Genomic DNA, 18,764 nt, shown 5'->3' with positions numbered 1-18,764 from the left:
TGAATGATTATTATTTTAGGATTATTAGTATGAATTCTACATCACTCTTTCGGCGATAACGAATAATCCGTTACAGAAATAAAACGAGGTTTTCAGGGCTGTTGTTGTGATTGTTTTGCGAAAAGGGGAAATTACCGGCCCGCAGGCCGGAAGACCGTCATCAGATCAGGAAGATTGTGGCGAGGCCGAGGAAAATAAAGAAGCCACCGGTGTCAGTCAGCGCGGTAATCATCACGCTTGAACCGATAGCCGGATCGCGGCCGATGCGCACCATGGTTAACGGAATAATCACACCCATCAGGGCAGCCAGCAGCAGATTTAGGATCATCGCCAGCGTCATCACAGCACCCATCTCCCAGTCGCCGTACAGCAGCCAGGTGACGATACCCATCAGGCCGCCCCAGACTAAACCGTTGATCAGCGCCACGCCGAGCTCCCTGAACATCAGAAATTTCAGGTTTCCTACCTGCACATGGTGCAGCGCCAAACCGCGCACGATCATCGTGATGGTCTGATTACCGGTGTTACCACCAATCCCGGCGACAATCGGCATCAGTGCGGCCAGCGCGACCAGCTGCGAAATCGTATGTTCGAATAAGCCGATAACGCGCGACGCAATAAAAGCGGTACAAAGATTGATCGCCAGCCACGCCCAGCGGTTACGGACCGCTTTGCCGACCGGAGAAAACACATCCTCTTCCGGGCTCAGACCCCCCATGCGGCGCAGATTGCTGTCGGTATCGTTGTTGACGAAGTCGACGATCTCTTCCACCGTCAGGCGCCCCATCAGCTTGCCTTTTTTATCCACTACCGGTGCGGTAATCAGGTCATAACGTTCGAACGCGCTGGCGGCATCTTCTGCTTTGTCTTCCGGCTCAAAGCTGGTGAGATCGGTAATCATCACGTCGGCGACTTTCGTCTCCGGCGGGTTGAGCAAAATCGCGGTCAGCGGCAGTTCGCCGAGCAGGGTATTTTTGCGATCGGTAATAAACAACTTGTCACTGGCCTGTGGAATACTTTTTTGCAAACGCAGAAAGCGCTGTACGGTCGCGAGAGTGACGTCCGGGCGGACGGTCATCAGCTCGAAATCCATGATACGGCCCACGCATTCTTTGTTGAACTTCATGACTTCGCGGACTTTTTCCCGCTGCTTCGGTTCCAGCGACGTGAGTACGCGGCCTGTCAGATCACGCGGCAGGTATTCCGCCAGATATACCTGATCGTCCACGTCGAGCAGCGACATGGTTTTCAGCAGTTCTTTGTCGCTCATTTCTTCGATCAGGCTATCCCAGACGGTTTCTGAGACCTCGACCAGCGCTTTACCGCGCGCGGCCGGTTCGACCAGCCGCCACAGCGCCAGACGTTCGCGGATCGGTAACGCTTCCAGTACGTCGGCGACGTCGGCTGCGTGGAGTTTTTGTACCCGCGCGCTGAGTTCTGCGGTGTAGTCCATGAGTTGTGCGCGCGTGGCGTCATCAACCTCAATCTCTTCCCCGAGAATACTGTCGGCGAGTTCATCGGTGTTGAGCAGCAGATCGAGGATCCGGCGGCGACTTTCCGCCAGCTTTTGGCCGTAATTCTTTGGTTTTTCGGCAGACATTCAGGGTCCTTTCTCTTTTTTACGTCCGGCAGGCCTTCAGGGCGCCGGTATGGATTTCGTCGTATCAGTGTGTTCAGGACGTGCTTCGGTCTGCGCTTCGCGTTGAGTTTGCTTTTGATTCTGATGATGCGAATACGCGCCGACAGCGGAGTAGACCAGACGTCCGAACAAAATAATAAAGCTTATCGACAACACAATTTTCGTCATCAACTTGATGTTGGATTTTCGAGACATAGTAAAGTCCGTTAAGGGGATTTTTGCTCCGGTGGCAGTGATAAAAGATGTAAATGATAACGGTTACAATATAACGCACAACTAAACGACTCTCCAGATAAAGGCAAAAAGCAAAAAGTGCGGTTTATTTTCACGGATAAGTGAAGTCGCGGGATGACATTACCATTCAGACAATCTATATGTTTAAAGTTAATCTCATTGTTTTGAATGTATTTGTTAATTTGTTAATCACGTGAGAAATTGTTTAAGGTCTTTTTAGTCAAAAATTTGAAGAATGTGTTTATTGATCAGTATCAAGAGCATTAATATAAAGCCGATTAGAATTCAGCTCTATTTTGGATTTATGACACCGACCTCCGCTGTTTTTCTTTTTTCCTGCTGGTTTCTGTGAAATGACATTTTTATGACGATAATTGAATGCGGAGCCTGTCGTCATTGTCGCCCGACGATTTCATGATGCCCGTTTCATCCTGATACCTTTACTGCGGCATGACTCATATCCGCAAAACTGACGATGGACCCGATGCAAAAATTCTTTTCCTGGAATGCACTGCGCCATAAATGGTGGGGACTTCCGATCTTCTGCGCGATGGTGCTGATCCCCATCACCTCCTGGCTCTCTCCGATCATTACGTTGCCGGAAGGTCGCACATATCTGATTTATATGCCGCTCGCGACCTGCGTGGCGCTGCTGATGGTCTTTGACTGGGCGGCATTCCCCGGCATCGTGCTGGCACTGTTCCTGCGCTATTACCTGCGCGTGGGTGTGGAAATGGGCACGCTGATGACGGTGATTTACTTCACGTCACTGTTTCTTGCCTGGCTGGGATATCGCTGGCAGGCGGGAAGCCGCTGGTCCGCGCCGCTCGGATTGATGAGTCAGCCGTGGGTACGCGTCGGCTGGCTGCTGATTTTCCTGACGTTCTTCTTCATTATTGTGCTGCAAATCGTAGTGGAAAGTGGTCTGCTGCCGCAGTATCTGGGCATGGCGACCCGCGAATTCATGACGCTGCGTACGCTGATTAATCTTCAGTCCATGATTCTGGGGATCCTGCTTAACTCGCATCTGATTTATCTGGTGATCCGCATTCTGCGGCAGCCACGTTACTGGCGCGTGTTACGCATGATGTTGCGTAAGCAGTGCGCACCGAGCGTGAAGTCTTTGGAAATCGTGGTGTGGTTTACGCTTCTGTGTACGATGGTAGGGTTGCTGTGCATCGAGGGGCTGAGCGAGCCTTTCATGAAAATTTTGCTCAGTGATTATACGCTCACGCTGTTGTTCCCGGTGCTGCTGTTCGGCGCACTGCGTTACGGCTATTACTTCATCAGCATCGTGTGGACCGTTATCCTCACCATTCTGTTTCATAACTATCAGGGCTTTATCTCTGAGCAAAACTTTATTCATAATCTGGTTTTTGTCTCCGCCCTGATGCTGGTTTATACCTTCACGCTGTTGCTGATGGCGGTGATTTCTTCACGCCAGCGGCTGCTGATGAAAAAATTCAGAGCGGCAGCGCTGCAGGATCCGGTATTTGGTCTGCCTAATCTGCGAGCTTTTAACCGGGATTTGGCGGTATATCCGCGCTCGCTGCTGTGCTTTGTACGTGTTTCGGATATGGATGTGCTGAGCCGTAATTACGGAATGCAGCTGCGTATCCAGTTCAAACGGCAGCTGGCAATGGGGCTGAAGCCTTACTTACAGCCCGGTGAAAAAGTCTATCACCTGCCAGGCTACGATCTGGTTCTGCGGCTGAACTGTGACAATGTCGACGAAAAACTTATTAAGCTGTATGAGTACGTTGAAGATTTTCGGCTGATCTGGAACGGTTTACCGCTGCATCCGAATATCGGCTTGTCTTACTGCACGGTCTATTCGCCGGTCGAACATCTGCCGATTTTGCTGGGTGAACTGAGCGGGATTGCCGAAATGTCGCTGACCACCGGAAAGCCGGAATCGAATAAAAGCGATCACAGCCAGGTGCAGACTGAAATCAGAGACAAAGTCGATATGCTGCATAAAATCCAGCGCGCGCTGGATGACGACCGATTTGTACTGATGGCACAACCGATCCTGGGCGTGCGCGGAGACAGCTATCATGAAATTCTGCTGCGCATGTCGGAAGGTTCAGATAAAGCGCTGATCATGCCAGATAAATTCCTGCCAGTGGTGCACGAATTTGGTCTGTCGTATCAGATGGATATGTGGGTGCTCAGGCACGCGCTGATGTTTATCAGCCAGAACCGCGTGCGGCTGCCGAGCCTGCGTTTTGCCGTCAACTTTACGCCATCAACCCTGTGCCGCCCGACGTTCACCCGCGATTTCAAAGCGCTGATGAAGGAGTTCGAGGTGGAACCCTTCCAGATCGTGCTGGAAGTCACCGAGTCGCACTTATTGCAGGACGTGAAGTACGCGGACTACGCCATGCGTGAGCTGCGCCACTACGGTTGCCGTATCGCTATAGATGACTTCGGGACGGGCTACGCCAGCTATGGCCGCCTGAAAGCGATTGAGGCCGATATCCTTAAGATTGACGGTAGCTTTGTGCGCAACATGCTGACAGATTCGCTGGATAGCTACATCGTGCAGTCGATTTGCCAGGTGGCGCGGATGAAGCATCTGGCGATTGTGGCGGAATATGTGGAAACCGAAGAGCAGAAAGCGGCACTGCACGCGCTGGGCGTGGATTATATGCAGGGTTATCTGGTCGGAAAACCGCAACTTTTATCGACGCTGCTGGACGTGCCACAAGCCTGACACGCAGATATAGTACTTACGAAAAAGCCCTCAGTGCACAACGTGCCTGAGGGCTTTTTGTTTGGCCATCCAACGTCATTGCATGACGCAAAACCGCTTAGCTTTCTTTCGCTTCGGCGTCTTCTTCTTCCAGCATCAGTTTCCAGCCGGTCACGTCATCCCAGTAACTTTGCTCGCGCTCAAAATCGAGCTGAACCAGGTTATTCTGCGCCAGATAACCCGCAGGGAAGCGCAGCGTCCAGTGATTATCATCCGTCGATAACCGCAGGGATTCCGGTGTGGTGGTGGACTGGCGCTGGTTATTGAGTAAAGCACCGAGGCGCAATAACTGGATCAGAGGAATGTAATGCTTCTTCTTGAACAGGTTGAGGCGCGGCAGCTCTTCGAGTTTGATTGCTTTACGATGAAAACGCACGATAGTCGCCAGCAACGTTTGTTGTTCCTGATTAAACCCCGGCAGATTGGTGTTTTGCAGGATGTAAGAAGAGTGGCGGTGCATGCCGGTGTGGTTAATGCTCAGGCCCACTTCATGCAACATGGCACTGAATTTCAGCAGCGACTCCAGCTGTGGCTGAACCAGCTTGGTGTTTTGCGCCAGCCACTGGCTGTATAGCTGCTCGGTGGTTTCCAGCACGCGGCGCGCCTGTTCCCGGTCGATATTGTAGTGTTCGGCCAGACTTTTCGCGGTACGGGTACGGATATCCTGATGACGGAAACGGCCTTCCATTTCGTACAGCACGCCTTCGCGCAACGCACCGTCGGAAAGACGAAGTTCTTTAACCGCCAGCGCATCAAACACGCCGCGCAAAATAGCCAGGCCCGGCACAAATACCGACTGACGATCTTCCGACAGCCCCGGTAAATCCAGCGCATCGAAACTCTTAAAATCCAGCACCGCTTCGGTGAGCATTTCCAGACGTTCCGGCGTGATGAGGCCATCTTTCTCGCCCATTTCGACCAGCACTTCATGGGCGGCTTTGATGCTGCCGGAGGCACCGAGCGCATATTGCCAGCCTTGCAGACGGTACTGCCACGCCAGCGTTTCCAGCTTTTGTGCGGCGGCGAGCTGTGCACGTTTGAAATTGCTGCGGCTGATTTCCCCGTTCGGGAAAAACATCTGCGCAAAGCTGACGCAGCCCATGCGGCGGCTTTCGGCAAGCAACGGCTCGAAGTCTTCGCCGATGACCAGTTCCGTAGATCCGCCCCCGATATCAACGACCAGTTTGCGACCTTTTTCCGGTTGCGTATGCTCCACGCCCATGAAAATCAGACGCGCCTCTTCCTGACCGGAGATGATTTCGATCGGGTAGGGGATGACTTCTGCGGCACGCTTGAGGAATTCCTCAGCATTCACCGCCTGACGCAGAGTATGCGTCCCGACGATAGTGACGTTGTTATCCGGAAAGCCTTGCAGGCGTTCGGCAAACAAAGCCAGGCAATCCAGCCCGCGTTGAATGGCTTCTTCACTGAGCACATTTTTACTGTCGAGGCCGTCAGCCAGATGAACGCGCTGCTTCAGGCGGCCTAACACCTGCAAGGCGCCGTTGACGACGCGCGCAATCACCATGTGGAAACTGTTCGATCCAAGATCAATCGCCGCAATTTCCTGTGGCTTGGCACTCAATGAGCTGTTTTTAAGGGGCATAATCGTGTAACGCTCCAGGGGGTTCAGGCTTGCTGACTCTGTTGTTCCAGATCTTTCAAATATTCGTAAATCGCCAGTTGCGCACGGACTTTGCGGCGATTTCCGCGTGGAACATACCGGTTGCTCAGTTCTTTATCAATCACTCTGGCTTTGACTGTGTCATTAAACAGCAACTCCAGAATGTCCAGCACGCGCTGTTTGAGACGCGGATCGAGCAGCGCCACCGCCACTTCGATACGGTAATCGATATTGCGCGTCATCCAGTCGGCGGACGACAGGAAGACTTTGGCATCGCCGCCGTTTTCGAACACGTATACGCGATCATGCTCGAGATAACGGTCAATGATGCTGGTGACCTGAATGTTTTCGCTGAATCCCGGCAGATTGGGCACCAGTGAACACATACCGCGGATCAGCAGACGGATTTTTACCCCAACGTTGGACGCCACGTAAAGACGGTCGATCAGCCCTTTATCCACCAGGTTGTTGATTTTCAGCGTAATGCCACCGGTTCCACCGGCCTGAACGTTAGCGATTTCACGGTCGATCAGACGGTAAAGCATGTCGCGCGAGTTTTGCGGCGACACCATCAGATGCTCGAATGAGACCGGGCGGTAAGGGTTCTCGATGAAGTTAAACACCCTGCGGACTTCGTTGGTGATGCGCGCATCGGCGGTGAGCAACGAATAGTCGGTGTAAAGACGGGCAGTTTTTTCGTTAAAGTTCCCGGTCCCAATATGAGCATAGCGGACAATTTCGTCGCCTTCGCGGCGGGAAATAAGAAAGAGTTTTGCGTGAATTTTCAGGCCGGGCGCAGAGAAAATAACGTGTACACCGGCTTCAGTCAGACGTTTCGCCCAGTGAATATTCGCCTCTTCGTCGAAACGCGCCTGCAGCTCAACCACCACGGTCACTTTCTTGCCGTTGTGCGCTGCGTGGATCATCGATTCGATAATCCGCGAGTCTTTGGCGACACGGTAGATATTGATTTTGATCGACAGCACGTTCGGATCGAACGATGCCTGACGCAGCAGCTCAAGCACGTGCTCGAAGGTGTGATACGGATAATACAGCAACACGTCCTGCTCGCGGATGGCGGCAAAGCCGTTGCGGAATTTATCGAACCACAAATGACGCAGGCGGGGCAGGGGACGGTTCACCAGATTGGCTTTACCGACATTCGGGAAGCCGATGAAATCTTTAAAGTTGTGGTAACGGCCACCGGCTATCACCGAATCGTAGTTGGAGATCCCGAGCTTACCGCGCAGTAATTCCACCATTTCATTAGGCATATCGCGCTGATAAACAAACCGCACCGGCTCTGCGGTCAGTCGCTGTTTCAGGCTCGAAGACATCAGCTCCAGCAGGCTCGATTCCATTTCCGTGACCAGATCGTATTCGGCATCACGGGTCATTTTCATCGAATAAGCGTTCAGCGTATCGTAATCAAAGAAGCCTTTGAAAATGTCGTCGAGGCAATAACGCAGAATGTTATCAAGCAGGATCATCGGCTTGCGGCGACGAGGCGCTTCCGGCGGCAGATTCACAAAACGCGGTACTTTGTCTGACGGGATTTCCAACAGCGCATAATGGATCTCATCGCCGCGGATAATTTCGACCGCCAGATAGGTGTAATCGTCTTTAAGGAACTGCACCAGATTGGTGTCGTGATTAATGAGGATCGGCGTGATGTGCTGGCGCAGGTGATGTTTGAAATACTGACGCAGCCAGAGCTGCTGATTTTCTGACACCTGACGCTCGTTAATCAGGAAGATCTGATTACGCGCCATCTCCAGTAACAGGTCGTTATAAAGGCTGTCGAACTCCTGATCGATCCGCAGGACTTTCGCCTGAATCTTTTTCAGCAAATGCCGCGATGCGCCGAGAAAACCCTGTTCTTCACTGATGAGGATCCGTCGTTTTAAGTCGGCAAAGCGGACTTTGTAAAACTCATCAAGGTTATTGGAATAAATGCCTAAAAACCGCATCCGTTCGATCAGGGGATTACTTTTGTCCGCTGCTTCCTGCAAAACGCGTTCATTGAAGGACAGCCAGCTTAGTTCTTTCTCGATATAAAGCTTTTCCTGACCCATTTTCACTCCGTTCGTTTAGCGTGCAACCTGGCCCATACAGGCGAAATCCGCCTGAAAACACCGCAATTTAGCTCACCATCATCTTCGTGCTGTTCGCTTTTCCAACGGTCAACGTAACAGGAAGCCTTTTGTGTGAGGGGCCTAGTGTCTACTAACAATATTGCGAAAGATTGACAGGAAAGTCCAACATAACAGGGAGAGTTTTATCAGATGAAATAAAAGAGGGGAAAACGCAGGAGATATGCAGGAAAAGTCTTACCGGTGAAGGACATTCACGCCCTACACCAGCAGAAAATTGACCCGGACTGTATGAATTAAATCAGACCGCGCTGGCACCAATTACGGCTTCCGGTTTGATCTGTACCGGTTTGGTTTTGTATTTGGCCAGGAACTGCGGCTGGAAAATACACATGCGAATGGCGCTGCGATATTCCCCGTTCACAAAAAATTCCTGTTTCAGTTCGCCTTCCAGCTCAAACCCTAGTTTGCTGTAGATGTGGATCGCCTTTTTATTTTCTTTATCGACGATTAAATAGAGTTTGTAGAGGTTAAGCACCGAGAAGGCATAATCCATCGCCAGACGCACGGCGTCGCCTGCAAATCCTTTGCCCTGATGCTGTGGGTCAATGATTATCTGGAATTCCGCACGGCGGTGAATATGATTAATTTCCACCAACTCGACAAGGCCGACCGGCCCGCCCTGGAATTCGATAATAAAGCGGCGTTCGCTTTGGTCATGGATATGTTTGTTATACAGATCGGTCAGTTCGACAAATGCCTCATAAGGCTCTTCAAACCAATAACGCATGATGCTGGCGTTATTATCAAGACGGTGAACAAACGACAGGTCATCCTTTTCCAGGGGACGTAATCTGACGCTGTTATTGCTAAACATGGGGTGTTCCTCAAAAAATAAAGCCGTTTTACCTGAGGTAACCTTCTTGGAAATGAAATCTGAAACAACCGTGTTCCAGATGAAGGTCGGCGCACAAACGACGTTTAAACGTGCGCCGGGAACGCCATTATATCGGCTGAACTGTAAACAAGTGTCAAATGACAGGAAATAAAAAACCGGCACGAAGCCGGTTTATAGTGAAATCATCGCGTTTAAGCAGGTTAATCCGCTGCGTAACCCTGATCAGGTAGTGGATTGTTATCCAGCAATGCCAGATCGTTTTTCAGGGATAAACGGCCTTCAACGAACCAGCTGACCACCAGCGGATAGATATTGTGCTCCTGCGTTTGTACGCGGGCCACCAAATCATCCTCGCTGTCATCGCTAAATACCGGCACTTTGGCCTGCAAAATCACCGGGCCGCCGTCGAGCTGCTCCGTCACAAAATGCACCGACGTGCCGTGTTCCGTATCCTGATTTTCAATCGCCTGACGGTGAGTGTGTAAACCCGGATATTTCGGCAGCAGGGAAGGGTGGATGTTGATCATGCGCCCGGCAAAGCGCTGAACGAAGTCGGCAGTAAGGATACGCATGTACCCCGCCAGCACGACCAGGTCCGGCTGGTATTCATCGATAGCATCGGCCAGTGCGACATCAAACGCCGCGCGGTCTTCGTAAGCTTTGACATCCAGCGCGTGCGCGGCAATGTCTGCCAGTCGCGCACGTTCCAGACCGTAAGCGGCGGATTTATTGCTGAAGACAGCGGTGATTTCTGCATTAATTCGTCCCTGCTGGCAGGCATCAATCAGGGCCTGAAGATTACTGCCTTCGCCCGATACCAGAACCACAATCCTTTTCATATCGCTACCTGTCTTCAGTCAGTTGATTTACCCGATTACTCAATTACCACGCGTTCCGCGGAGTCAGAGGCTTTAACATAGCCAATTTTCCACGCTTTCTCGCCATTGTCATTGAGTAAAGCAATCGCCTGATCGGCCAGTTCAGCCGGAAGGGCCACAACCATGCCCACGCCACAGTTAAAGGTGCGGTACATTTCGTGACGGCTGACGTTACCGGTGGTCTGCAACCAGGTGAAAACATCCGGCCACTGCCAGCTGGATTCGTTGATGATGACCTGAGTGTTATCCGGCAATACGCGTGGGATATTTTCCCAGAAGCCGCCACCGGTCAGATGCACGATACCGTGGACATCAACGTTTTCGATCAGGTTCAGGATCGATTTCACGTAAATCTTGGTCGGTGCCAGCAGGTGATCGGCAAGCGGTTTACCTGCCAGATCGGTGGTTTCCGGATTGGTGTTGCTGACTTCGAGAATTTTGCGTACCAGGGAGTAACCGTTGGAATGCGGGCCACTGGCGGCAAGACCGATCAGCACGTCGCCGTCAGCGACTTTGCTGCCGTCGATAATTTCTGATTTTTCCACCACGCCGACGCAAAAACCTGCCACGTCATAATCTTCGCCGTGATACATACCCGGCATTTCAGCGGTTTCACCCCCGACTAACGCACAGCCAGACTGCTTGCAGCCTTCGGCGATACCGGTTATCACGCTGGCGGCGATATCGACGTCCAGTTTGCCGGTGGCGTAGTAATCGAGGAAGAACAGCGGTTCAGCACCCTGAACGATCAAATCGTTGACGCACATCGCGACCAGATCGATACCGATAGTATCGTGGCGTTTCAAATCCATCGCCAGACGCAGCTTGGTGCCAACGCCGTCGGTGCCCGAAACCAGTACGGGTTCACGGTATTTTTGCGGCAATGCGCAGAGGGCACCAAAACCGCCCAGTCCACCCATGACTTCAGGGCGGCGAGTCTGTTTTACTACACCTTTAATGCGATCTACCAATGCGTTACCGGCATCGATATCTACGCCTGCGTCTTTATAGCTGAGAGAGGTTTTGTCGGTCACTGCGAAGTCCCCACGGCGGTTTGGGTTGGTGGTTGAAGAATAAAGCGGGGCAATTCTAACAGCGCAGGCAAACGTTTGCGAGCGCCTTATGCGATGACCCTTTTTGGGCTGTCTATACTCTATCGGGGTTCCTGATGATCCAGATCAGGCAATTGGCTGTAGCATTGAAAAAAAATGGCGTTATAATCTCGCGATTTTTTTTTGCAGCTCAACCACCTTAGGAGAATAAACAATGAAGATCGTCGAGGTGAAACACCCGCTGGTGAAACACAAGCTGGGCCTGATGCGTGAGAACGACATCAGCACGAAACGTTTTCGCGAACTGGCTTCTGAGGTGGGAAGTCTGCTGACGTATGAAGCGACTGCCGATTTAGAAACTGAGAAAGTCACCATCGAAGGCTGGAACGGTCCGGTTGAAATCGATCAGATCAAGGGTAAGAAAATTACCGTTGTGCCTATCCTGCGTGCCGGTCTGGGCATGATGGAAGGCGTTCTGGAGCACGTACCAAGCGCGCGTATCAGTGTCGTGGGCGTGTACCGTGACGAAGAAACCCTGAAACCTGTACCCTATTTCCAGAAGCTGGTTTCTAACATCGAAGAACGTCTGGCGCTGGTGGTTGACCCGATGCTGGCGACCGGTGGCTCGATGATTGCAACCATCGACCTGCTGAAAAAAGCGGGCTGCCAGAGCATCAAAGTGCTGGTGCTGGTGGCTGCACCGGAAGGGATTGCCGCGCTGGAAGCCGCGCACCCTGACGTTGAGCTGTACACCGCCTCGATTGATCAAGGGCTGAACGAAAAAGGCTACATCATCCCGGGACTCGGTGATGCGGGCGATAAGATATTTGGTACGAAATAAGCAGCAAGCAATAGCCGACTGAGAAGTCGGCTTTTTTTTGATTTTTTTTTACTCGTCAAATACAACATCATTTCACAGAGGATCAATCCATGACCCGTCGTGTCATCGGGGTAAGCGAACGTCCGCCTTTACTGCAGACAATCCCCCTGAGTTTCCAGCATCTGTTTGCCATGTTTGGTGCCACCGTTCTGGTACCCATTCTGTTCAAAATCAACCCGGCAACGGTGCTGCTGTTCAATGGCATAGGGACTTTGCTGTATTTATTTGTGTGTAAAGGGAAAATACCGGCTTATCTCGGTTCCAGCTTTGCGTTTATCTCACCGGTGCTGTTACTGCTGCCGATGGGTTATGAAGTGGCGCTGGGCGGATTTATCGCCTGCGGGCTGTTGTTCTGTCTGGTGGCGCTGATCGTCAAGAAGGCGGGTATCGGCTGGATCAACGTGATGTTCCCGCCGGCGGCGATGGGCGCAATCGTTGCCGTCATCGGGCTGGAACTGGCGGGCGTGGCGGCGAATATGGCCGGACTGCTGCCTGCCGATGGCGCGCCGGTGGATTCCACCGCAGTGATCATTTCCGTCGTGACGTTGTCGGTGACCATTCTGGGTTCAGTGTTGTTCCGCGGTTTCCTGGCGATCATTCCGATCCTCATCGGTGTGCTGGTCGGCTACGCGCTGTCGTTCTTTATGGGCGTGGTGGATGTGTCTGCCATCGCGAATGCTCACTGGTTTGCGCTGCCAACGTTCTACACCCCGCGCTTTGAGTGGGTGGCGATTTTGACCATTCTGCCTGCCGCGCTGGTGGTGATTGCAGAACACGTCGGGCATCTGGTCGTGACGGCAAACATCGTCAAAAAAGATCTGCTGCGCGATCCGGGCCTGCACCGTTCGATGCTGGCAAACGGCTTGTCTACCGTACTTTCCGGTTTCTTCGGTTCTACGCCGAACACCACTTACGGCGAGAACATTGGCGTGATGGCCATCACCAAGGTTTACAGCACCTGGGTGATTGGCGGCGCGGCGATTCTGGCGATCCTGCTGTCGTGCATCGGGAAATTAGCGGCGGCTATTCAGGCCGTACCGGTGCCGGTAATGGGCGGCGTCTCCTTGCTGCTGTACGGCGTGATCGGCGCATCCGGTATCCGCGTGCTGATTGAATCGAAAGTCGATTACAACAAAGCACAGAACCTGATCCTGACGGCGGTTATCCTGATCATCGGCGTCAGCGGTGCCAAGATCCACATTGGCGCGGCGGAGCTCAAAGGCATGGCGCTGGCGACCATCGTCGGCATTTTCCTCAGCCTGCTGTTTAAAGTGATTGAGATCTTCCGCGGTGAAGAAAAGATCATTGATATCGAAGACGAACGAGAAAATCCGCCAGTCTGATCGTTGAATTTCAGCTGAAACACCTGACCGGCGGGCGCAGTGCTTTCCGGTCAGGTGCTCGGATCACAAGCGGTTGCACTCGGCACAGTTCAATTTGCTGCGGATCCTTGCTAGAATTCGGTCGTTCCTTTTTATTGACATGACAACATCTGCGGTCTTCATACCGCTTCGGTTGAGGTGCTTCTGAATACGCCGGCACAGCTTTCCCTGCCACTTTATCTTCCCGATGATGAAACCTTTGCCAGTTTTTATCCGGGTGAGAATCCCTCTCTGCTTTCTGCGATTCAGACCGCATTGCATCAGGAACACGGCACCTATATTTATTTCTGGTCACGTGAAGGCGGCGGCCGCAGTCATCTTCTTCACGCAGCCTGCGCTGAATTATCCCAGCGCGGTGAAGCCGTGGGTTACGTGCCTTTAGATAAACGCGCCTATTTTGTGCCTGAAGTATTGGACGGCATGGAGCATCTTGCGCTGGTCTGTATCGATAACATCGAAGGGATCGCCGGCGATGACGAATGGGAAGCTGCGGTTTTCCATCTGTATAACCGCATTCTTGAAACAGGCCGTACGCGTCTGTTTATTACCGGCGATCGTCCGCCGCGTCAGCTGAATCTCAGCCTGCCGGATCTGGCGTCACGTCTCGACTGGGGACAAATCTACAAGCTTCAGCCGCTTTCCGACGAAGAGAAACTTCAGGCACTGCAGTTGCGCGCCAAACTGCGCGGATTTGAACTGCCGGAAGACGTCGGCCGTTTCCTGCTCAAACGTTTGGATCGTGAAATGCGCACGCTGTTTATGACGCTTGATCAGCTCGATCGCGCTTCTATCACCGCACAGCGTAAACTGACGATCCCGTTCGTGAAGGAAATTCTGGGGTTGTGATCGGAGGATGTCCGGGTTCGCATCACGAACCCGAACGGACGAGCGGAATTACAAAATGTCTTTCACCTGTTCCGGCGGACGCCCTAAACGTGCTTTGCCGTTGGCCAGCACGATCGGACGTTCAATCAGCTTCGGATTTTCCGCCATTGCCTGCAACAGCTGCGCTTCGCTCAGGTTTTTATCGGCCAGACTGAGTTCCTTATAAATCTCTTCGCCTTTACGCATCAGCTGGCGCGCAGAGCTGAACCCCAGCTTTTTCAGTAAATCCTGCAACGTGGCAACCGTCGGCGGTGTTTCCAGATACAAAATCACCTCCGGCTCGATCCCGACGTCTTCCAGCAATTTCAGCGTTTCGCGGCTCTTGGAGCAGCGCGGGTTGTGATAAATCGCGACATCATGTGCCATAACATTCTCCCTTAAAGATTCAAAGTCAGCCTTTCTGATACTGACGGAAACGGCCCTGCAACTGACGAAGCTGGTCGATACGCGCATCGTAACGGGCCTGTTCCAGACTGCCTAATTTCTGCAATGCGCTGGCGTTACTCAGCATTTCAATGGCCTGATCCAGACGTCCGATCAGCGCCATGCTTTCTGCACGGGCGGCCAGCTCCTGCGCGCGTAAACCCTGCGCGGCAGACGCCTGGGACAGCAGATCCCATCCGTTCGGATCGCCCGGATAGGTGAAGGTGTAGCGGTTAAGGATCTTGCTGGCGTTGGCCGGTTTCGCGCCTTCGAGATAGGCATTCGCCAGATTGAGCTGAAGCACCGGATTAGAGCTGGTGGCCGCGCCTGCCTGCTCCAGCCGGGCGATGGCCTGCGGGGCGCGTTTGCTTTCGATATCGTTATCGGTGGAGAGATCCAGCAGCCATTCGTTGCCCGGATTTTGCACCATCAGCGGTTCCAGAATCGCCCGCGCCTGATCGTATTTCTTCGCTTTGTAAAATTGCAGCGCCTGACCGTATTTCGCCGCCAGCTGTTCGCGCACGTTACCGTCGCTCAGCTTTTGCAGATAATCATCGGTCAGCGGGAAACTTTCCGAGCCGTACATCCCTAACATGCGCACTTTCGCCATCAGGTAGTTTTGTGAAGACTGCACGACAGTGTGCGGCATCTGATTGGCGCGGTTACGCACGTCGGCGAGACGGCTGTCGGGAAGGGGGTGCGTCAGCAACATTTCCGGCGGACGGGTGGAATAACTCGCCTGATCGGCAAGTTTTTGCAGGAACGCGGGCATTGCCTGCGGATCAAAGCCTGAGCGCTGGAGCACCTGCAAACCGATACGGTCGGCTTCCTGCTCGTTGCCCTGCGTGAAGCTGATCATTCCCTGCTGCGTGCCGGCCAGCGTACCGGTCAGCGCTGCCATACCCATTTGCGGGCTGGCCATCGCCAGCAGGATGGAACCGAGCGCACCGACCCAGGTCAGCGGCGCATTACGTTGTTGATCTTCCATCGCACGGGCCAGATGGCGCTGGGTAACGTGGGAGATTTCGTGCGCCATGACCGAGGCCAGCTGGCTTTCATTATCGGTATAACGGAACAACGCCGAGTGCAGTACCACGTTGCCGCCGAAGAAGGCGAAGGCATTCAGCTCGTCATTATTGACGATGAAGAAATGGAATGGCGTGCGCACGGAATAGGCATGTGCCACCAGACGCTGCCCGAGTTCGTTGATGTACTGATTGAGCAGCGGATCGTTAATCAGCGGCGTACTGGCGCGCATCTGACGGACGTAAAAATCGCCCATCTGTAATTCCTGATTAATGCTCAGCGTGCCGCCCGCTGTGGTGCCGATATCCGGTAACTGATCGCTTACCGGCGGTGCCAAAGGCGAGTTGGTGTTTTTGGAGGAAGAGGTCACCGGCGTTGACCAGAATGAACTGTCGTCAGCGCCTGCCGGGAAAATTGCGCCAGTGAACAGGCTGCCAAGACACAGGGCGATCACCGTTTTTTTCAACCGCATTACCATAAACATTTGCTTCCCAATAAGTGAACCGCACATCGATGAGCTTTAAGAGCTTTTATTTCATGAACTGGCGAAGTGAGCATTATTTTCTGGCGCTATTGTTGGCGCTGAACTCTATAGTAGCTATCCTCGTGGGAGTTTAAAACACTCCGCTGGCTTCAGTTGTGTGACAACGAATTTAAAAGATAGTTACTTGTGTCTGAGCGCGCAGGGAACGAACAGCGCAACCCAACAGGCAATAAAAATCTCAGGAGCGTTCTCAGATGTTAGACATGTTATTACAGTGGTATCGCCGCCGCTTTACCGACCCGCAGGCCATTGCGCTGCTGGCGATCCTGGTCGCCGGTTTTTGTATCCTTTACTTTTTTAACGGCATTCTGGCACCGCTGCTGGTGGCGATTGTGCTGGCATATTTACTGGAATGGCCGACCGTGCGCCTGCAACACATCGGGCTTTCACGCACGGTGGCAGTGAGCGTGGTACTGCTGCTGTTTGCAGGGATCCTGATGTTAGGGATTCTGGTGATTGCGCCGGTTACGTGGCAGCAGGGCGTCAATTTGCTGGCGGATTTACCGAGCATGCTTAACCGTTTCTACGATTTTGCCGCCACGTTGCCCAAGCGTTATCCGGCGCTGGTGGATGCAGGCATTATCGACATGATGGCTGAAAATATGCGCAGCAAGCTCTCGGGGCTCGGTGAATCGGTGGTGAAATATTCCCTCGCCTCGCTGGTCGGGTTACTGACACTGGCCATTTACCTGATCCTGGTGCCGATGATGGTGTTCTTCCTGCTCAAAGACAAAGAGCAAATGCTCAACGCTGTGCGCCGCGTTTTGCCACGCGATCGCGGGCTGGCGGGACAGGTCTGGGCGGAGATGAATCAGCAGGTCACTAATTATATTCGCGGCAAAGTCCTTGAGATGATTATCGTCGGCGTTGCGACTTATCTGGTGTTCTGGGTGATGGATTTGCGCTATTCGCTGCTGCTGGCGGTCCTGGTAGGGATTTCAGTGCTGATCCCCTACATCGGTGCGATGCTGGTCACCATTCCTGTCGTGATTGTCGCGATGTTCCAGTGGGGGCTCGGCGCAGATTTCTGGACGCTCATTGTCGCCTACCTGGTGGTGCAAGGGCTGGACGGCAACGTCATCGTACCTTTGCTGTTCTCCGAAGCGGTAAACCTGCATCCGCTGGTGATCATCTTGTCGGTGGTGGTGTTCGGCGGTCTGTGGGGATTCTGGGGGGTGTTCTTTGCGATACCGCTGGCGACGCTGGTCAAAGCCGTCGTTCACGTCTGGCCGGATGAATTGCTGAACGAAACGGCCTGAGCCCATCATTCTCTGATTCAAATAAAAAAAGCGCGTCTGCGCTTTTTTTTATGAACGTGGATCAGGCGGCAATAATCAGGCTGATTTCTCGTTCAGATAGGCCATCACGATGTCATGGTGATTGGTGGTTTTGAAGTCGTCGAACACTTTCTCAACCTTGCCATTGCCGTCGAGCAGGAAGCTGATGCGGTGAATGCCGTCGTAGGTTTTGCCCATAAAGGATTTCTCACCCCAGACGCCAAACGCCTCGCACACCTGATGATCTTCATCGGACAGCAAGGTGAAGTTCAGCAGTTCTTTCTCGGCAAAACGAGACAGTTTTTCAGGTTTATCCGTGCTGATCCCCAGCACTTCCACACCCTCACTTTTCAACTGATCCATGTTATCGCGCAGTCCGCAGGCCTGTACGGTACAGCCCGGGGTCATAGCTTTTGGATAAAAATAGACCAGGACTCTCTGTCCCTGGAAGTCGGCCAGATTAATTTGTTCACCGTCTTGATCGGGTAAACTAAATTGCGGCGCAGGATCACCGGCTTTCAGTGGGCTCATTGTCTTTCTCCGTATCACTTAGCGATTACTGCAGTTTATTTTCATTCTCAGAATAACTAACGACGTTAATACTGCCTTGCGCATTCAGTTCTGTACATAGCTGATGAAAGGCTTGCTCAATAATTGCCGGATCGGTATTCGCCGCGCTGTGTGCCGTCATCTGGATAGAGAGCTGCGCTGGCGTGCTGGCATCGGCTGGCCGGGTTTTTGAGGCCAGTTCTGCAATGTTCATCTGGTGCGTGTCGAATAAATCGGTAAAACGCTCGATCAGGTGCGGGGAGTCTTTAACTTCCACTTTCACCCAAACGGTGGCTGGCATCGGCGGGCGAACCGGTGCGCTGGTGCGTTTCATCACGATCAGCAATTCCAGCTCGGCGCCTTTTTGCGGCAGCGTGGATTCAATCAGCGTGATGGCGTTCCAGCTGCCGGAGAGCAGCATGATGAAGGTGAACTCGTCACCGAGCATCGCCAAACGGCTATCCTCGATATTGCAGCCGCAGCTGCTGACCTGGCGGGTGATGGTATTGACGATACCAGAGCGATCGGCACCTAAGGCGGTGATAACCAGATAATGTTGTTGTGGCTGCGGCAAAATGGCTGTTCCTGTCGTGCTTGGGAGTATTCCCAAGGTAAACATAAAAAA

16 protein-coding genes are annotated in these 18,764 nt (G+C 52.8%); 5 read left to right on the top strand and 11 right to left on the bottom strand.

Annotation, left to right across the window (positions count from 1 at the left end; translation table 11 throughout):
- Window positions 1-160: 160 nt before the first annotated feature.
- Together mgtE and TU92_RS18440 are read right to left on the bottom strand one after the other, a co-directional pair.
- Entirely contained in the window at window positions 161-1,600 is a 1,440-nt protein-coding gene (gene mgtE / locus TU92_RS18445; RefSeq protein WP_112168638.1) for a magnesium transporter, read from the bottom strand.
- Window positions 1,601-1,636: 36 nt separating this feature from the next.
- Window positions 1,637-1,834, bottom strand: coding sequence for a YfgG family protein (locus TU92_RS18440; RefSeq protein WP_112168637.1), 198 nt, complete (start codon window positions 1,832-1,834; stop codon window positions 1,637-1,639).
- Window positions 1,835-2,357: 523 nt separating this feature from the next.
- On the opposite strand from TU92_RS18440, the gene TU92_RS18435 reads away from it, so the two are divergent.
- Window positions 2,358-4,589 carry a sensor domain-containing phosphodiesterase gene (locus TU92_RS18435; protein ID WP_244207764.1) on the top strand — a complete coding sequence of 744 codons (2,232 nt, stop codon included), beginning with the start codon at window positions 2,358-2,360 and terminating at the stop codon, window positions 4,587-4,589.
- A gap of 97 nt (window positions 4,590-4,686) precedes the next feature.
- Here TU92_RS18435 and ppx read toward each other — a convergent pair whose 3' ends face one another.
- The 5 genes from ppx to purM form a co-directional block, all read right to left on the bottom strand.
- On the bottom strand, window positions 4,687-6,234 hold the full coding sequence (ppx, locus tag TU92_RS18430; protein WP_112168635.1) for an exopolyphosphatase: 1,548 nt from the start codon (window positions 6,232-6,234) through the stop codon (window positions 4,687-4,689).
- Between the two features lie 23 nt (window positions 6,235-6,257).
- Window positions 6,258-8,327: a polyphosphate kinase 1 gene (gene ppk1, locus TU92_RS18425; RefSeq protein ID WP_112168634.1), complete on the bottom strand. Its 2,070-nt coding sequence runs from the start codon at window positions 8,325-8,327 to the stop codon at window positions 6,258-6,260.
- Between the two features lie 319 nt (window positions 8,328-8,646).
- Window positions 8,647-9,222 carry a spermidine N1-acetyltransferase gene (speG, locus tag TU92_RS18420; protein WP_112168633.1) on the bottom strand — a complete coding sequence of 192 codons (576 nt, stop codon included), beginning with the start codon at window positions 9,220-9,222 and terminating at the stop codon, window positions 8,647-8,649.
- Window positions 9,223-9,443: 221 nt separating this feature from the next.
- Window positions 9,444-10,082, bottom strand: coding sequence for a phosphoribosylglycinamide formyltransferase (gene purN, locus TU92_RS18415; protein WP_112168632.1), 639 nt, complete (start codon window positions 10,080-10,082; stop codon window positions 9,444-9,446).
- 35 nt (window positions 10,083-10,117) lie between these two features.
- On the bottom strand, window positions 10,118-11,155 hold the full coding sequence (purM, locus tag TU92_RS18410) for a phosphoribosylformylglycinamidine cyclo-ligase (protein ID WP_112168631.1): 1,038 nt from the start codon (window positions 11,153-11,155) through the stop codon (window positions 10,118-10,120).
- A gap of 232 nt (window positions 11,156-11,387) precedes the next feature.
- Here purM and upp point away from each other — a divergent pair, with 232 nt between their 5' ends.
- The 3 genes from upp (at window position 11,388) to hda (ending at window position 14,281) form a co-directional block, all read left to right on the top strand.
- The gene (gene upp / locus TU92_RS18405) at window positions 11,388-12,014 is read left to right on the top strand and encodes a uracil phosphoribosyltransferase (RefSeq protein ID WP_056771320.1); all 627 of its coding nucleotides are present in this window, start codon (window positions 11,388-11,390) and stop codon (window positions 12,012-12,014) included.
- 89 nt (window positions 12,015-12,103) lie between these two features.
- Window positions 12,104-13,396 carry a uracil permease gene (gene uraA / locus TU92_RS18400; protein WP_112168630.1) on the top strand — a complete coding sequence of 431 codons (1,293 nt, stop codon included), beginning with the start codon at window positions 12,104-12,106 and terminating at the stop codon, window positions 13,394-13,396.
- A 177-nt stretch (window positions 13,397-13,573) separates the two neighbouring features.
- Window positions 13,574-14,281 (top strand): DnaA inactivator Hda, encoded by a 708-nt coding sequence (gene hda / locus TU92_RS18395; protein WP_101075803.1) that lies wholly within the window; start codon window positions 13,574-13,576, stop codon window positions 14,279-14,281.
- 48 nt (window positions 14,282-14,329) lie between these two features.
- On the opposite strand, the gene arsC is transcribed toward hda, so the two are convergent.
- On the bottom strand, window positions 14,330-14,686 hold the full coding sequence (gene arsC / locus TU92_RS18390; protein ID WP_112168629.1) for an arsenate reductase (glutaredoxin): 357 nt from the start codon (window positions 14,684-14,686) through the stop codon (window positions 14,330-14,332).
- Window positions 14,687-14,711: 25 nt separating this feature from the next.
- Entirely contained in the window at window positions 14,712-16,247 is a 1,536-nt protein-coding gene (gene bepA / locus TU92_RS18385; RefSeq protein WP_208640454.1) for a beta-barrel assembly-enhancing protease, read from the bottom strand.
- A gap of 260 nt (window positions 16,248-16,507) precedes the next feature.
- Here bepA and TU92_RS18380 point away from each other — a divergent pair, with 260 nt between their 5' ends.
- Window positions 16,508-17,572 (top strand): AI-2E family transporter, encoded by a 1,065-nt coding sequence (locus TU92_RS18380; protein ID WP_112168627.1) that lies wholly within the window; start codon window positions 16,508-16,510, stop codon window positions 17,570-17,572.
- Between the two features lie 75 nt (window positions 17,573-17,647).
- Here the strand turns inward: TU92_RS18380 and bcp are convergent, their stop codons facing one another.
- Window positions 17,648-18,121 (bottom strand): thioredoxin-dependent thiol peroxidase, encoded by a 474-nt coding sequence (gene bcp / locus TU92_RS18375; protein WP_112168626.1) that lies wholly within the window; start codon window positions 18,119-18,121, stop codon window positions 17,648-17,650.
- 25 nt (window positions 18,122-18,146) lie between these two features.
- A complete protein-coding gene (locus tag TU92_RS18370) occupies window positions 18,147-18,713 on the bottom strand; it encodes a glycine cleavage system transcriptional repressor (protein WP_112168625.1) in 567 nt (188 codons plus the stop codon).
- Window positions 18,714-18,764: the final 51 nt, after the last annotated feature.

It is taken from the genome of Rahnella inusitata, from assembly GCF_003263515.1.
Lineage (GTDB): Bacteria > Pseudomonadota > Gammaproteobacteria > Enterobacterales > Enterobacteriaceae > Rahnella > Rahnella inusitata.
Note: the sequence above shows the minus strand (reverse complement) of the source record. Positions and strands in the feature narration are given on the sequence as shown.

What these genes read in the sequence shown, in the direction of transcription:
- mgtE (WP_112168638.1), bottom strand. Translation starts at nt 1,600, where the DNA reads ATGTCTGCCGAAAAACCAAAGAATTACGGCCAAAAGCTGGCGGAAAGT.
- TU92_RS18440 (WP_112168637.1), bottom strand. Translation starts at nt 1,834, where the DNA reads ATGTCTCGAAAATCCAACATCAAGTTGATGACGAAAATTGTGTTGTCG.
- TU92_RS18435 (WP_244207764.1), top strand. Translation starts at nt 2,358, where the DNA reads ATGCAAAAATTCTTTTCCTGGAATGCACTGCGCCATAAATGGTGGGGA.
- ppx (WP_112168635.1), bottom strand. Translation starts at nt 6,234, where the DNA reads ATGCCCCTTAAAAACAGCTCATTGAGTGCCAAGCCACAGGAAATTGCG.
- ppk1 (WP_112168634.1), bottom strand. Translation starts at nt 8,327, where the DNA reads ATGGGTCAGGAAAAGCTTTATATCGAGAAAGAACTAAGCTGGCTGTCC.
- speG (WP_112168633.1), bottom strand. Translation starts at nt 9,222, where the DNA reads ATGTTTAGCAATAACAGCGTCAGATTACGTCCCCTGGAAAAGGATGAC.
- purN (WP_112168632.1), bottom strand. Translation starts at nt 10,082, where the DNA reads ATGAAAAGGATTGTGGTTCTGGTATCGGGCGAAGGCAGTAATCTTCAG.
- upp (WP_056771320.1), top strand. Translation starts at nt 11,388, where the DNA reads ATGAAGATCGTCGAGGTGAAACACCCGCTGGTGAAACACAAGCTGGGC.
- uraA (WP_112168630.1), top strand. Translation starts at nt 12,104, where the DNA reads ATGACCCGTCGTGTCATCGGGGTAAGCGAACGTCCGCCTTTACTGCAG.
- arsC (WP_112168629.1), bottom strand. Translation starts at nt 14,686, where the DNA reads ATGGCACATGATGTCGCGATTTATCACAACCCGCGCTGCTCCAAGAGC.
- bepA (WP_208640454.1), bottom strand. Translation starts at nt 16,247, where the DNA reads ATGGTAATGCGGTTGAAAAAAACGGTGATCGCCCTGTGTCTTGGCAGC.
- TU92_RS18380 (WP_112168627.1), top strand. Translation starts at nt 16,508, where the DNA reads ATGTTAGACATGTTATTACAGTGGTATCGCCGCCGCTTTACCGACCCG.
- bcp (WP_112168626.1), bottom strand. Translation starts at nt 18,121, where the DNA reads ATGAGCCCACTGAAAGCCGGTGATCCTGCGCCGCAATTTAGTTTACCC.